Annotated in this window: 14 protein-coding genes; 7 read left to right on the forward strand and 7 right to left on the reverse strand. The window is 67.0% G+C overall.

Annotated elements, in window-relative coordinates; all coding sequences use genetic code 11:
• Window positions 1–5: 5 nt before the first annotated feature.
• Window positions 6–605, reverse strand: a complete 600-nt coding sequence (locus tag U1703_RS10920; RefSeq protein ID WP_332785698.1) for a nicotinate-nucleotide adenylyltransferase — start codon at window positions 603–605, stop codon at window positions 6–8.
• A complete protein-coding gene (locus U1703_RS10925; RefSeq protein WP_332785699.1) occupies window positions 602–1,864 on the reverse strand; it encodes a glutamate-5-semialdehyde dehydrogenase in 1,263 nt (420 codons plus the stop codon). Before U1703_RS10925 ends, U1703_RS10920 begins: the two co-directional genes overlap by 4 nt.
• Before the next feature lie 132 nt (window positions 1,865–1,996).
• Between U1703_RS10925 and U1703_RS10930 the strand changes: the two genes are divergently transcribed.
• Window positions 1,997–4,741 carry a [protein-PII] uridylyltransferase gene (locus U1703_RS10930; protein ID WP_332785700.1) on the forward strand — a complete coding sequence of 915 codons (2,745 nt, stop codon included), beginning with the start codon at window positions 1,997–1,999 and terminating at the stop codon, window positions 4,739–4,741.
• A 604-nt stretch (window positions 4,742–5,345) separates the two neighbouring features.
• Here U1703_RS10930 and infC read toward each other — a convergent pair.
• From infC to U1703_RS10955, 5 genes are all read right to left on the reverse strand, one after another.
• A complete protein-coding gene (gene infC / locus U1703_RS10935; RefSeq protein WP_037569087.1) occupies window positions 5,346–5,879 on the reverse strand; it encodes a translation initiation factor IF-3 in 534 nt (177 codons plus the stop codon).
• Window positions 5,880–5,993: 114 nt separating this feature from the next.
• Window positions 5,994–7,997, reverse strand: a complete 2,004-nt coding sequence (gene thrS, locus U1703_RS10940; protein WP_332785701.1) for a threonine--tRNA ligase — start codon at window positions 7,995–7,997, stop codon at window positions 5,994–5,996.
• Window positions 7,998–8,106: 109 nt separating this feature from the next.
• On the reverse strand, window positions 8,107–8,856 hold the full coding sequence (locus U1703_RS10945) for an EAL domain-containing protein (RefSeq protein ID WP_332785702.1): 750 nt from the start codon (window positions 8,854–8,856) through the stop codon (window positions 8,107–8,109).
• 158 nt (window positions 8,857–9,014) lie between these two features.
• Entirely contained in the window at window positions 9,015–9,773 is a 759-nt protein-coding gene (locus tag U1703_RS10950; protein ID WP_332785703.1) for an SIMPL domain-containing protein, read from the reverse strand.
• A 14-nt stretch (window positions 9,774–9,787) separates the two neighbouring features.
• A complete protein-coding gene (locus U1703_RS10955) occupies window positions 9,788–10,603 on the reverse strand; it encodes an LD-carboxypeptidase (RefSeq protein ID WP_332785704.1) in 816 nt (271 codons plus the stop codon).
• Window positions 10,604–10,677: 74 nt separating this feature from the next.
• Between U1703_RS10955 and U1703_RS10960 the strand changes: the two genes are divergently transcribed.
• The 6 genes from U1703_RS10960 to U1703_RS10985 all read left to right on the forward strand — a co-directional run bounded on the left by U1703_RS10960 (window position 10,678) and on the right by U1703_RS10985 (window position 14,886).
• Window positions 10,678–12,069, forward strand: coding sequence for a UDP-N-acetylmuramate--L-alanine ligase (locus U1703_RS10960; protein WP_332785705.1), 1,392 nt, complete (start codon window positions 10,678–10,680; stop codon window positions 12,067–12,069).
• A gap of 64 nt (window positions 12,070–12,133) precedes the next feature.
• Window positions 12,134–12,541, forward strand: coding sequence for a hypothetical protein (locus U1703_RS10965; protein ID WP_332785706.1), 408 nt, complete (start codon window positions 12,134–12,136; stop codon window positions 12,539–12,541).
• Entirely contained in the window at window positions 12,523–12,738 is a 216-nt protein-coding gene (locus U1703_RS10970; protein WP_443025796.1) for a helix-turn-helix transcriptional regulator, read from the forward strand. Before U1703_RS10965 ends, U1703_RS10970 begins: the two co-directional genes overlap by 19 nt.
• 59 nt (window positions 12,739–12,797) lie before the next feature.
• Window positions 12,798–13,052 carry a DUF6356 family protein gene (locus tag U1703_RS10975; RefSeq protein ID WP_320451652.1) on the forward strand — a complete coding sequence of 85 codons (255 nt, stop codon included), beginning with the start codon at window positions 12,798–12,800 and terminating at the stop codon, window positions 13,050–13,052.
• A 323-nt stretch (window positions 13,053–13,375) separates the two neighbouring features.
• Window positions 13,376–14,104 (forward strand): alpha/beta hydrolase, encoded by a 729-nt coding sequence (locus U1703_RS10980; RefSeq protein ID WP_332785707.1) that lies wholly within the window; start codon window positions 13,376–13,378, stop codon window positions 14,102–14,104.
• Entirely contained in the window at window positions 14,101–14,886 is a 786-nt protein-coding gene (locus U1703_RS10985) for a tetratricopeptide repeat protein (RefSeq protein ID WP_332785708.1), read from the forward strand. Before U1703_RS10980 ends, U1703_RS10985 begins: the two co-directional genes overlap by 4 nt.
• The last annotated feature ends 21 nt before the right edge of the window (window positions 14,887–14,907 follow it).

Consider the following 14,907-nt stretch of genomic DNA (forward strand, 5'->3'; position numbering starts at 1 on the left):
CCTGTTCAGGGGACGTTTCGGCCCATATGCCGAAACCAGTCCGGATCGCGGGCCCGAAGGCCCGTGGCGGAAGTAGGGTCGGGGCGGAAGCGCAACAGCACGAAGGCCGGCAAACTCCACATCGTCCAGTTCTTCGCCTGGCCCGGACGCCTCTGGAAACGCCTGAACCAGCCCAGCGCGGGTGTCGCGTGGGCAGCGGCATTGTATCCCGGACGGCCGATAACCGCAATCGGGATCGCACGGGCAATATCACGCCATCCGCGCCACCGGTGAAACTGCTCCAGATTGTCCTCGCCCATCAGCCAGATGAAGTCGTGGCCGGGGTAGCGGCGGGTGATCGCGCGCACGGTATCCAGGGTATAGCGGGTGTGCAGATCGCGCTCGATCGCACTGGCGCGGATCGGCGCGCGCCGGGCCATGATCCGTGCAGAGGCGAACCGCGCGGCGAAGGGCGCCATGTCGCTGGCCCCGTCCTTCAACGGATTGCCCGGCGACACCAGCCACCAGACCTCGTCCAGGTCGAGCGCGCGGATCGCGTCCAGCGTGATGCGGCGATGCCCCCGATGCGCGGGATTGAACGACCCGCCGAGCAGACCGATCTTCACCCTCTGATCTGCCCTGCCCCACGCCCGACCCATTTATAGGTCGTCAGCCCCTCCAGCGCGACCGGCCCGCGCGCGTGCAGCCGCCCGGTGGCGATGCCGATCTCCGCGCCCAGCCCGAACTCACCGCCATCGGCGAACTGGGTCGAGGCGTTCCACAGCACGATCGCGCTGTCGACTTGGGCCAGGAATCGCTCGGCGACGGCGGCGTCCTCGGCGACGATCGCGTCGGTATGGTGCGATCCATGCGCGGCGATATGCGCCATCGCGCCCTCCACCCCGTCGACCAGCGCGACGCTGGCGATCGCATCGAGATATTCGGTGTCCCAGTCCTCGGGCGTCGCCTTGTCCAGGCCCGACACGATCTCGCGCACGGCATCGTCGCCGCGCACGGTGCAGCCCGCATCGGCCAGCGCCGCGACGAGTTCGGCCGGATGGCAATAGGCGCGGTCGATCAGCAGCGTTTCCATCGCGCCGCAAATGCCGGTGCGGCGCATCTTGGCATCGCGCACGATGCGCGCGGCCATGTCGTGATCGGCCGAACCATCGACATAGACATGGTTGATTCCGTCCAGATGCGCGAGGACGGGCACCCGCGCCTCCGCCTGCACCCGCGCGACAAGGCTCTTGCCCCCGCGCGGGATCAGCAGGTCGATCAGCCCGTCCGCCCCCAGCATCGCGCCCACCGCCGCGCGGTCCGTGGTCGGCACCAGCTGCACCGCATCCGCCGGACCACCCGCTGCCATCCAGCCGTGGACGAACGCCGCGTGCAGCGCACGGTTGCTGTACACCGCCTCCGACCCGCCGCGCAGGATCGCCGCATTGCCCGCCATCACACACAGCGCGGCGGCATCGATGGTGACGTTGGGACGGCTTTCATAGACGATGCCGATCACCCCCACCGGCACGCGCACGCGCGACAGGTTCAGGCCGTTGGGCCGGGTCCGCTCGTCGATCCGCTCGCCGACCGGATCGGGCAGGGCCGCCACCGCCTCGACGCCGGAGACGATCCCGGCGATCCGCACTTCGTCCAGCTTCAGCCGGTCGAGCATCGCGGGCGACAGGCCGTTCGCCGCGCCCGATGCCATGTCCTGCGCATTGGCCTCCAGGATCGCGGGCGTCGCGTCACGGATCGCCTGTGCGGCGGCGCGCAGGGCCCGGGCCTTGGCGTCTGTCGGCATCTGCGCCAGCCCCTTGGCGGCGGTACGGGCGCGCTGGCCCATGTCGGCGATCAGGGCGGGGATGTCGTGATGGTCGGCCATGCGGGTTCGCTATCATGGTCGGACGATGGGCCCAAGCATCGGAATCTTGGTCGGTCGAAAGGACGGGGCCCTGCCCCTCCACCGCAAATCTACCCTCTCCATTTGTTCATCCCCATTCCCTATGAAGTCCCCATGCACAGCCGTTTCGAATCCCTCCCCAACCGCCGCGCCATCGTCGATCGCCGTGCCCTGGCCGAACAGGTCGCAGCCCTTGGGATCACGGGTCCCGAGGGGCGTACCCTGGTCACACCGGTGCTGCGCGCCGCGCTGGACGCCGGGCGGCAGGAGGTGGCGCGGCGGCTGTCGATCCACCCCTCGCGCGGGCTGGAGGCGGCGGCGGCCCAGGCCTATCTGACCGATCAGGTGCTGAAGGTGCTGTTCGACTTTACCACCGACACGCTCTACCCGCTGAGCAACCCGACGGCGGGGGAGCGGCTGACCCTGATCGCGGTGGGCGGCTATGGCCGGGGCGAGATGGCGCCCTATTCCGACGTCGATATCGGCTTCCTTACCCCCTTCAAGCAGACGCCACATGCCGAGCAGGTCATCGAATCGATGCTCTATTCGCTCTGGGACCTGGGGCTGAAGGTCGGCCATTCCAGCCGCTCGATCGACGAGATGATCCGCCAGGCCAAGGGTGACGTCACCGTGCGCACCGCCCTGTTGGAGGGGCGTTTCCTGTGCGGCGACCAGGCGCTGTATGACGAGGCCGCGCGCCGCTTCAAGATCGAGATCCAGACCGATTCGCACCGCCAGTTCATCGCCGACAAGCTGGCCGAGCGCGACCTGCGCCACCGCAAGATGGGCGACACACGCTATGTCGTCGAACCCAATGTCAAGGAGGGCAAGGGCGGCCTGCGCGACCTGCACGCGCTCTTCTGGATCGGCAAATATGTCTATGACGTCGACCGCGCCGCCGACCTGATCGACCGGGGCCTGTTCACCCGCGAGGAATATCGCCAGTTCCACCGCGCCGACAATTTCCTGTGGGCGGTGCGCTGTCACCTGCACACCATCACGGGCCGTGCCGAGGACCGGTTGACCTTCGACGTGCAGCGCCAGATCGCCGAGCGGATGCGATTCTCCGACCGGCCGGGCAAGGCCAAGGTCGAGCGGTTCATGCAGCTCTATTTCCTGCAGGTGAAGACGGTCGGCGCATTGACCGGCGCGTTCCTGGCGCATCTGGACGAGCGGTTCGCGGCGCGCGGGCACCGGTTCGGCCTGCCCACCATCCGCCGTCGGCCGCGCCGCCTGAACGGTTTCGTCCTCGATCGCGGGCGCCTCGCCCTGCCGCGCGACACCTTTTTTCAGGAAGACCCGGTCCGGCTGATCGAAATCTTCCAGCTGGCCGATCGGTACGAGCTGGAGGTTCATCCGCTGGCGGTGCGCGCCGCGTCGCGCGATGCCAAGCTGGTCGACGATATCCGCACCGACCCGCGCGCCAATGCGCTGTTCCTCGACGTCCTGACCAGCCGCCACGATCCCGAGCTGGTGCTGCGCTGGATGAACGAGGCGGGGGTGTTCGGCCGCTTCCTGCCCGATTTCGGCCGCATCGTCGCGCAGATGCAGTTCGACATGTATCATCACTACACCGTCGACGAACACACCATCCGCGCGCTCGGCCTGCTCGCCCGGATCGAGCGGCAGGAGCTGGTGGAGGAACATCCCGTCGCCTCCGCGATCATCGGCCAGATCGTGTCGCGGCGCGTCCTCTATGTCGCGGTGCTGCTCCATGACATCGCCAAGGGGCGCGGCGGCGACCATTCAATCCTGGGCGCCGAAGTCGCCGAGCGGGTCTGCCCGCGCCTGGGCCTGAGCGATGCCGAGACCGAGACGGTCGCCTGGCTGGTCCGCTGGCACCTGCTGATGTCGGCCACGGCGTTCAAGCGCGACCTGTCGGACTTCAAGACGATCCTCGATTTCTGCGAAACGGTGCAGAGCCCCGAGCGTCTTCGCCTGCTGCTGGTCCTGACCATCGTCGATATCCGCGCCGTGGGGCCAGGGACGTGGAACGGGTGGAAGCGCCAGCTGCTCGCCGACCTGTACGAAGCGGCCGAGGAAGTCCTTCGCCTGGGCCACAAGCAGCGCGGCCGGACCGAGCGGATCGCCGCCAAGCAGGCGCGGCTGGGCGAGTTGCTCGGCTGGCCCGAGGCGCAATTCGCCGCGCTCGTCCACCGCCTGCCCGAGGCTTACTGGATCGCCGAGCCCGAGGATGTGCTGGCCCATAATGCGCGCCAGATGGCGGCGGCGGGCGACGCCCAGCTGTCGATCGACGCGCAAGTCTATGGCGAGCGTGGCGCGACGCTGGTGTCCATCTATGCCGCCGACCATCCGGGGCTGTTCTACCGCATCGCGGGCGCGATCCATGTCGCGGGCGGCAACATCATCGACGCGCGCATCCACACGACGCGCGACGGCATGGCGATCGACAATTTCCTGGTCCAGGATCCGCTGGGCCGTCCGTTCGACGATCCGGGGCAGCTCAATCGCCTCCGCCGCGCGATCGAGGATGCGCTGGCCAATCGCAGCAAGCTGGCCGACCGTCTGGTTGCCAAGCCCAATGCCCGCCCACGCGCCGACGCCTTCCACATCGCGCCCAACGTCCTGATCGACAATCGCGCGTCGAACCGGTTCACGGTGGTGGAGGTCCATGCGCGGGATCGACCGGCGCTGCTCAACCAGCTCGCCCATGCGCTGTTCCAGTCGAAGGTGACGATCCACTCCGCGCACGTCGCCACCTATGGCGAGCGCGCGGTCGACGTATTCTACCTGACCGACCTGACCGGGGACCAGATCACCAATAGCGGGCGGTTGAAGACGCTGGAGAAACGGTTGCTGGGGGCCGCGGCGGGGGAAGCGATGGAGATGGCGGCGTAGTTTCCACGCGCCGTTCAGCCTGAGCGTCGCCCTATGCCTTTCGGCTTCGCCCGGTGCGAACGGAAGGGCAGCCTTGCACCTTCTCTCCTGCGCCAACCCGGCGAAGGCCGGGGTCCAGTTGCGAAGGCTTCATTGATGGAGCGAGCCGGACCATCACAACGGCACCCCCGACTGGACCCCGGCCTCCGCCGGGGTGGCGCTTCGGATTGGATGGATCAACCTCCCTCGCGGTTTGGTAATGGGGCATGCCCTTCGACTATGTTCAGGCGGAACGGAGGGTTTGGCCAGTCGCATACCGTCCCACCGCACAATATGCTGAGCATCCGGGAACCTTAAAACGCGATGACATGAGGCGGATTCGAAGAAAGCCCCTCTCCTTCAGGGGAGGGGTTGGGGTGGGGCGTCACCCCAAGGCTTGTCGTTTGCGGAAGCGCCCCACCCCCGGCCCCTCCCCCTGAAGGGGAGGGGTGGGTCAAGCTGACGTCCTCGTACTCTAGCGCCCTCAGCGCGAGCCCAAAACAAAAACCCCCGGCAGCCCATCCGGCCACCAGGGGTTTTTAAAACATAGACAATCCGAGAGACTACACCCCCGAGTCGCCGCGCCTCACTTCGGCGCCAGCACCATCAGCATCTGGCGGCCTTCCATGCGCGGATAGGCTTCGACCTTGGCGACCTCGGCCACCTGCTCGGCGACGCGCTGGAGCACGTTCATGCCCAGCTGGCCGTGGCTCAGCTCGCGGCCGCGGAAGCGCATGGTGACCTTCACCTTGTCGCCCTCGCCGATGAATTCGACCACCTTCTTCATCTTGGTGTCGTAGTCATGGTCGTCGATGTTCGGACGCATCTTGATCTCCTTGATCTCCTGCGTCTTCTGCGACTTGCGGGCGAGGTTGGCCTTTTTCTGCGCCTCGTACTTATACTTGCCGACATCGAGGAACTTGGCGACGGGCGGATCTGCGTTGGGCGACACTTCGACCAGGTCGAGGCCTAGCTCCTGGGCCTGCGCCATCGCCTCGCGCGTGTACATCACGCCGAGATTCTCGCCCTCATGGTCGATCACGCGAACCTTGGGGCTCTGAATCCACTCGTTGAACCGAGGACCGTTCATCGGCGGCGCCTGCATCGGACGGCGCATCATGGGAGGACGTATGGGTATTTCTCCTGTGGCAATTACAGCATCAATATAGGCGATCGGGCGCATATTTGAAAGGGCGAGACAAACGTCCCGCCCTTTCGGTCACGTCAGCCGATCTCAGCCGCGCAGATCGGGCGGAGTCGCCTCCGACCGCAGCATCGCGATGGCCTCGTCCAGCGTCATGATCTCCTGCGCCTGGGACCCCAGACGGCGGACGGCGACCTTGCCTTCCTCGGCCTCGCGCTTGCCGACGACCAGCAGCACGGGGACCTTGGCGACCGAGTGCTCGCGCACCTTGTAGTTGATCTTCTCGTTGCGCAGATCGGTTTCGACCCGGATACCCGCCGCCGCCAGCTTGGCCGCCGCCTCTTCCGCATAACCATCCGCGTCCGACACGATGGTCGCGACCACCGCCTGCACTGGCGCCAGCCAGACGGGGAAGCGGCCCGCATAATGCTCGATCAGGATGCCGATGAACCGCTCATAGGAGCCGAAGATCGCGCGGTGGAGCATGATCGGGCGATGCCGCTCGCCATCCTCGCCGATGTACGACGCGTCGAGCCGCTCGGGCAGGACGCGGTCGGACTGGATCGTGCCGACCTGCCACGTCCGGCCGATCGCGTCGGTCAGGTGCCATTCCAGCTTGGGCGCATAGAAAGCCCCCTCGCCCGGCAGCTCTTCCCAGCCATAGGCTTCGGTGGCCAGCCCAGCCCGCACGACCGCGTCGCGCAGCTCGGTTTCGGCCATGTCCCACATCTCTTCGGTGCCGAAGCGCTTTTCGGGGCGCAGCGCCAGCTTGATCGAATAGGTGAAACCGAAATCCTTGTAGATCCGGTCCGCCAGTTCGCAAAAGGCGCGGACTTCCTCGACGATCTGGTCCTCGCGGCAGAAGATATGCGCGTCGTCCTGGGTGAACTGGCGTACGCGCATCAGGCCGTGCAGCGCGCCATGCGGCTCGTTGCGGTGGCAGCAGCCATTCTCATAGAAGCGCAGCGGCAGGTCGCGATACGACTTGATCCCCTGGCGGAAGATCAGGACGTGCGCCGGGCAATTCATCGGCTTCAGCGCCATCCACTGCGCGTCGTCCGACACCAGCGGACCCTCGTCCTCGACGTTGGGCACTTCGTCGGGGATCACGAACATGTTCTCGCGATACTTGCCCCAGTGGCCGGACTGCTCCCACTGGCGCGCGTCCATCACCTGCGGGGTCTTGACCTCGCGATAACCGCCCGCGTCGATCGCACGGCGCATATAGGCCTCCAGCTCGCGCCAGATGCGATAGCCCTTCGGGTGCCAGAAGACCGAGCCATGCGCCTCGGCCTGGAGGTGGAACAGGTCCATCTCATTGCCCAGCTTGCGATGGTCGCGCTTGGCGGCCTCTTCCAAGCGCGTCAGATGCTCGGCCAGCTGCTTCTTGTTCAGCCAGCCGGTGCCGTAGATGCGGCTGAGCATCGCGTTCTTCTGGTCGCCGCGCCAGTATGCGCCCGACACGCGGGTCAGCTTGAAGGCGTTGGGATCGAGCTTGCCGGTCGAGGCCAAATGCGGGCCGCGGCACATGTCGAGCCAGGCGTCCTCGCCCTTACCGGCGCGATAGACGGTCAGTTCCTCGGTATCGGGCAGCTCGGCGGCCCACTGCGCTTTGAACGTCTCGCCCTGCGCGTTCCAGCGTTCGATCAGCTGCTCGCGGGTCCAGACCTCGCGGATCAACGGCTCGTCGCGCGCGATGATCTTGCGCATCTCGGCCTCGATCGCGGGCAGGTCCTCCTCGGTGAAGGGGCGATCCTTCGGCGCGAAGTCGTAATAGAAACCGTCGTCGGTGGCGGGACCGAAGGTGATCTGCGTGCCGGGGAACAGCGCCTGCACCGCCTCGGCCAGGACATGCGCGAAGTCGTGGCGGGCGAGTTCGAGCGCGTCGGCCTCGTCCTTCGCGGTCACCAGCGCCAGCGCGGAGTCGCCCTCGAGCGGGCGCATGATGTCGCGCAGCTCGCCATCGACACGCGCGGCGATCGCCGCCTTGGCCAGACCCGGCCCGATCGCGGCGGCGATGTCCGCGGGGGTAGTTCCGGGCGCGACCTCACGGACGGAACCGTCGGGCAGCGTGATACGGAACATCGCGGACATGGATACTCTCTTCGATAAGGGCTGGTTATGCGCCGGCAGAGCCCGACGCGAAGGGCTCTATAGGGACAAATCCCCGACAGGTATATCCCGCCAGGCAGTCGGGGCGATGTCAGGCGTGGGCCTGGATCTCCGGCAACCTCGCCAGCGCCGGACGCGCATACCAATAGCCCTGGTGATAGCGCACGCCCAGATCGTTCAGCATCGCCGCCTCCGCCGCCGTCTCCACCCCTTCTGCGATCAACAACGTGTCGAGTTCGGCACACATGCCCACCATCGCGCGCACGATGGCGCGCCGCCTGGGATCGGTGTCGATGTCGCGGACAAGCTCCATGTCCAGCTTCACCTCGTCTGGGCGGAAGCGGACGAAACGGTCCAGCCCCGAATGCCCCGCCCCGAAATCGTCGATCGCGACCGAAAACCCGATTTGCTTATAGGTTTCGATGATCCCGCCGACATGCTCGGGCGCGCCCATCTGCTCATTCTCGGTAAACTCGAAGATCAGCCGGTCGACGGGCAACCCCTGCGCCTGCGCGGTGCGCAGGGTCAGCTGGATACAGGCCATCGGCGAATAGACGGCATTGGGCAGGAAGTTGATCGACAGCCGCGCGTCGCCGTCCATGATCCCCGCCGCCATCGCGGTTTCGATCGCCTTGACCCGGCATGCCTGGTCGAACGAATAGCGATTCGCCTCGTTCACCTGCGACAACACGCTAAACGCGCTTTCGCCCCCGGCGCCCCGGATCAGCGCCTCATAGGCGAAGGGACGGCCGCTGGCCGTGTCGACGATCGGCTGGAACGCCATGACGAAGGGGATTTCGAAATCGACACCGTCGCGGCATCCGCTGCAGATCTTGCGCATTTCCATGGCGGCGAATTTAGGGCGCAATGGTTAATGCCTCGTGTTGCGGTCCCTCTGACCAAAGACTAGGGCGATGGTTCATATCAGCCTCCCGCCCGCAACATTCTGCGCCATCGGGGCGGACGATATCATCCCGATACCGCCCGTCCCCACACGACTTATTGGTTGATGGCGTAGGCCACCATCAGCCGGACCGACGTCTCGACCGGCTCGGGGGTGAGCGTGACAGCGATTGGCGGCGGCACCACCGCCAGAACAGGCGGGGGTGCGTTTGCGCTATTCTTGTCCCAGGCGGCATCCCTTTCCTCGCCGACATAATCGGCGTCCTGCACGCGCAACAGCGCGCCCAGTTTCGCGCCCGAGCCCTCGGCGATCAATCGGGCCTGATCATGCGCATTGACCAGGGCGGCGCGCATCGCGCGGCGGCGTGCGTCGTCGGGGTCGCTCAACCCGAACGCCCCCACACTGACATCCTGTCCGCCCAGCCGACCGATCAGGCTGACCATCGTCCCGGCCTTGTCGATCTCCGACGTCTCGATCGTGACGGGCATCGTCGCCGCATAGCCCTGAATCGCGCAGGAACCGAGCGGCCGTGTGGCAACGGGTAGACCGGTTTCCTCCGGGTTGCACTTGGCGGGGCGTAACGGCCGGATCGAAAATTGGGACGCGCGCCATTGCAGCTTCCCGTTCAGATACCCCGACACGCCCGAGCCGATCGCCTTGCCACCATCACGCACCTTGGCAGCCGCTTCGTCGGACGTCTTGCCTTCGCCGACCACGGTGAAGCTGACCGACACGCGGTCGGGCGGCGTTTGTACGATGCCGGTGCCCGACACCATGATCTGCGGACGCGAGGGCCCTTGCGCCCCCGCCACCGTAGCCAGTCCGATCAACGCCCCGAACAGCAAGACCCTCATTGTCTCTCTCCCCCTCACACGATCCCGAACGGCACCAGATGATTGTCCTGCGTGTGCCCGATCCGCGCCCGCCCAAGATACGGCACGCCCATCTCGCTACACCAGCGCTGAATCATGAATTCCAGCGTCTCGCCCCATTCGGGTTCGTTCGCCTGCACGTTGCTGACCGCGCCCAGCCGGACCCCCGCGACGCCCTTCAACTGGGTGGCGTTCGCCATGGTGAACAGCATCCGGTCGACCGCATAGAGATGCTCGGACACTTCCTCGATGATCAGGACATGGTCGGTCAGGTCGGGCAGCCAGGGCGTGCCGATCAGCGCATGGAGGATCGACAGGTTGAACGCCGCCGCCGGACGGCCGTCGAGGCCGGGCTCCAGCCCCTGCCGGTCGCCGCTGACCAGCCAGCCCAGCGAGCGCGCCACCGTCACGTCGCCATGCTGGCGCCGTATGTCGCTGGCCATCGGTCCGTGCACCGGCCGCCCGATCCGCCGGGCATAGAGCGCCGCCAGCACGAAGCCGAGGTCCGAATAGCCGATATAGGTCTTGTGCCCCGCCGCCGCGTTCAGGTTGGGCATGACCCGCGAAAGGACGCGGTTCGAGCCATAACCGCCGCGCAGGAACCAGATCGCGTCGATGCCGGGGTCGTTGGCGAACTCCAGAAAGGCCGAGGCGCGGCGCTCGTCCGAACCGGCGAAATGCCCATCCTGCTCATAGCATTGCGGGTGGAAGATCAGGTCGACCTGCGGATAGACGATCGCGGCGAACGCGCTCACGGGGGCTTCGGCGGCGGGGTTGCCGATGCTGGCGGGGGCGAGGATTCCGATCTTCATTTCAGCGCGTCCCCCATGTCCATCACCTGGCCGGGCATTGCCCTGTGTCGCCAACTCGCCGATAGCGTGGCGCCATGACCAACGGCAATTCCTGTTTTCTGGTGGGTATCGGCGGATCGGGCATGATGCCGCTGGCGATGATCCTGCGCGCACGTGGGCAGACGGTCGCGGGCTCCGACCGGGGGCTCGACCAGGGGCGGGTCGCGGCCAAGTTCGACGCGCTGCGCAACGCAGGCATCGCGCTCCACCCGCAGGATGGCTCGGGCGTGACCTCGGCCGACCAGCTCGTCATCGCCTCGGCCGCGGTCGAGGAGACGGTGCCCGACATCGTCGCCGCCAACCGGCTGGGCTGCCCGCGCGCCACCCGTGCGCAGATGCTGGCCGGCCTGTTCAACGACAGCACGCTCCCCATCGGTGTCGCTGGCACCAGCGGCAAGTCGACCGTCACCGGCATGATCGCCTTCATCCTGCACCAGACCGGACGCGATCCGACCGCGATGAATGGCGCGGTGATGAAGGACTTCGTCTCACCCGAGAGCCCCTTCGCCAGCGCGCTGGTCGGCGGTGGCGAGGCGTTCGTCAGCGAGGTGGACGAAAGCGACGGCTCGATCGCGCTCTACAACCCGGCCATCGCGGTCCTCAACAATGTCAGCCTGGACCACAAGTCGCTGGAGGAATTACGCGTCCTGTTCGGCGGGTTCGCCGCTCGCGCGTCCCATGTCGTCGCCAATGCGGGCGATGCCGAGACGGCGGCGCTGTTGGCCGACATTCCCAACCTGACCAGTTTCGCGGTCGAGGGCGCGGGCGATCTGGTCGCCGAGGCGCTGAAGCCCGAGCCGTTCGCCATCGGCTTCGACCTGATCACGGGCGGGGCTGGCTATCATGTCCGGCTGTCGGTACCGGGCCGCCACAACGTCTCCAACGCACTGGCCGCGATCGGGGCGAGCGTGGCGGCGGGCGTGCCCCTGATCGACGCGATCCGCGCGGTCGAGCGCTTCACCGGCCTGAAGCGCCGGTTCGAGAAGGTCGGCGAGGCGGGCGGCGTGACCGTCATCGACGATTTCGGCCACAACCCCGACAAGATCGCCGCGACGCTCGACACGCTCCATGCCTTTCCCGGCCGGTTGCTGATCCTGTTCCAGCCGCATGGCTATGGCCCATTGAAGGTCATGCGCCGCGAACTGGTCGAGAGCATCGCGGCGCGGATGAAATCGGGTGACGTGCTGGCGATGCCCGACCCGGCTTATTTCGGCGGCACCGTGGCGCGCGAAGTGACCAGCGCCGACATCGTCGCGGACCTTTGCGCCGCCGGAGTCGACGCCCGCCACATCGCGGATCGCACCGAAGCGGCGGCAATGCTGGTGGCGGAAGCACGGGCGGGCGACCGCATCGTGGTGATGGGTGCGCGCGACGACACGCTCAGCCTGCTGGCGCAGGACATGGTGGAGAGCCTCGCTGCGACGTAAAGGACGCTTGACGTAAAGCGAGCTTTCCATGTAAAGCCTCCTTCACACCCGAAGGAGGTTCGTCATGCCCATGCAACCCGAAATGAAACGCTACACGCGCCGCCTGATCACGACGATGACGCTGTACGCCGTTGCTCTGGTGGGGGCGAACATGTGGTTCCGCCACGCTCACCCGACCGGGATGCTGGCCTATATGGTCGCCGTGCTGCCCGCGCTGCCGATCATGGGCGTGTTCGTCGTCATCGGCCGGTTGCTGGTCGAGATGCGCGACGAATATGTCCGGATGCTGCTGGTGCGCCAGTCGCTGATCGCGACCGGCTTTGCCCTGTCGGTAACGACGGCATGGGGCTTTCTGGAGGGCTTCGATCTCGCCCCCCATGTACCGGGCTATTATGCGGCCGTGATATGGTTCACCGGACTTGGGATCGGTGGATGCTTCAATGCCGTGCAGGAATGGCGGACGCGGGCGTGAACAACCACCTCCGCACCCTGCGCGCCGAGCGCGGCTGGAGCCAGCAGGATCTGGCCGAACGACTGGAGGTCAGCCGCCAGAGCGTCAACGCGATCGAGACCGGGCGCTACGACCCGTCGCTCCCCCTCGCCTTCAAGATCGCCGAACTGTTCGACCGCGCGATCGAGGAGATCTTCGTCAGCCCCTCGAAAGGCTGATTTGGCCAATCCCCATCGCCGTGATAGGATCGGCGCTCGGCCATAGGAGAGCGCTGACCATGTTCCGTCGCCTGTTTACCGAGCATCCCGACAGCGTCGGCGAAAGCTATACCGAGCATTTCGGCGTCGCGGCGCGGTTCGGGGGGATCATGATCCTGGGCGGGCTGGGCGCGATCGTCCATGCGGTGGTGCCGGGGCTGTGCACCACGACGGGCAGCGACACGGTAGCCCGCCTCCATGCCGAAATGGTGGCCAAGCGGCGCAAGAAACAGGCCGCGCAGGCGCAGATGAAGAGCGTGGAATATGTGATCTGAGGGGGGATGCCCCTGCACCCCTCGCTGGCTTGCGGCGTGCGGAAACCAGATTTAAAAAGCCTAGGCGTCGCGCGTGACACGGTGAAACTGGCGGCCGTAGGACCGGAGACTTCCGGGATCGCTTGCGAGGGACGGCCAGACCTCGCCGCGCGACGCAAATCCACCCTCCGTTCAGCCTGAGCGAAGTCGAAGGCCAAGGAACTCGGTCAGTCAAAGGGGATGCTTGGCGAAGGTCGGAGCGTGGCCTTCGACTTCGCTCAGGCTGAACGGAGGAGGAGAATAGGGCGGTTTCCAATCCCGCGCCCAATCCCTAAATCCCCGTCATGACCGACGCCCCCGCCCCCCGCCCCAAGCTCGCCTGTCACTGGACGCCGGGGACCGGCCCGGCGATCGTCTTCCTGCCCGGCTATGCCTCGGACATGCAGGGTTCGAAGGCGGTCGCGCTGGAAGCGTGGGCCCGCGCGAACGGCAGCCCTTTCCTGCGTTTCGATTATGGCGGCTGCGGCGAATCGGAGGGTGCGTTCGAGGACCAGGCGCTGGAAGACTGGCGCGACGATGTGGTCGGAATGCTCGACACGGTGGTGAAGGGCCCGGCGATTCTGGTCGGGTCGTCGATGGGCGGCTGGCTGATGCTGCTCGCAGCCCTTGCCCGGCCGGATCAGGTGAAGGCGCTGGTCGGCATCGCACCCGCGCCCGACTTCACCGACTGGGGCTTTTCGGAAGACGAGAAGATGACGATCCTCCAGGCCGGGCGGCTGGAGCGACCCAACCCTTACGGCCCCGCCCCCACCGTCTATACCCGCCGCTTCTGGTCTTCGGGCGAGGCCAACCGCCTGACCTTCGGCCCCATCGCATTCGACGGACCGGTGCGGCTGCTCCAGGGCATGGTCGACCCCGATGTGCCGTGGCAGCGGACGACCCATCTGACCCAGCTGTTTCGTTCAGCCGATGTGCAGACTGTGTTGATCAAGGACGGCGACCACCGGCTGTCGCGCGATGCCGACATCGCGCTGCTGATCCGGGCCGTCGAGGACGTGTTGCACCGCCTATGATCCTGTTGTCCCTGGCGCTTGCCGCCGCCACCCAAACCACCCCGCAGAGCAAGGCGCAGCGCGCACCGACGCCCGCGGCCCTGCCCGCCGACCCGCGCGAGGCGCGGTATCAGCGGTGCGTGACGCTGGCCGATCGCGATCCCGCCGCCGCGAAGGCGGAGGCGACACGCTGGCGGCTGGCGGGCGGCGATTATTTCGCGCAGCAATGCCTGGGCCTCGCTTTCGCGACCGAGCGCAACTGGACGGCGGCGGCCAGCGCCTTCGACCAGGCCGCGCGCGCCGCCGAGCTGGGCCATGACGTGCGTGCCGCCAATTACTGGGCGCAGGCGGGCAATGCCTATCTGGCGGCGGGGGATGCGGGCCATGCGCGCACCGCGCTCGACGCGGCCCTCGCGGCAGGCGAGCTGACCGGCTTTGCGCTGGGCGAGGCACAGCTGGACCGCGCGCGTGCGCTGGTCGCGGCGGGGCAGCCGGCGGCGGCGCGGGTCGACCTGGACGCCGCGCTGACCAATGCGCCCGCCGATCCGCTCGCCTGGCTGCTGTCGGCGACGCTGGCGCGGCGGATGAAGGACCTGCCGCGTGCGCAGAAGGACATCGCCCAGGCCCTGGCCCGCTCCGCCGACGATGCCAATGTCCAGCTTGAGGCCGGCAACATCGCCGCCGTGGCGGGCGACGAGGCGGCGGCGCGCAAGGCCTGGAGCGAGGCCGCGCGCCTCGCCCCGCCCGACAGTCCGATCCGCGCCGAAACCGCCAAGGCGCTGGCACAATTTCCCTCGCGCTGAGGCTTATCGTACGTAAAGGTC

Origin of the sequence: Sphingomonas flavida, assembly GCF_036663655.1 — a bacterium.
Lineage (GTDB): Bacteria > Pseudomonadota > Alphaproteobacteria > Sphingomonadales > Sphingomonadaceae > Sphingomonas.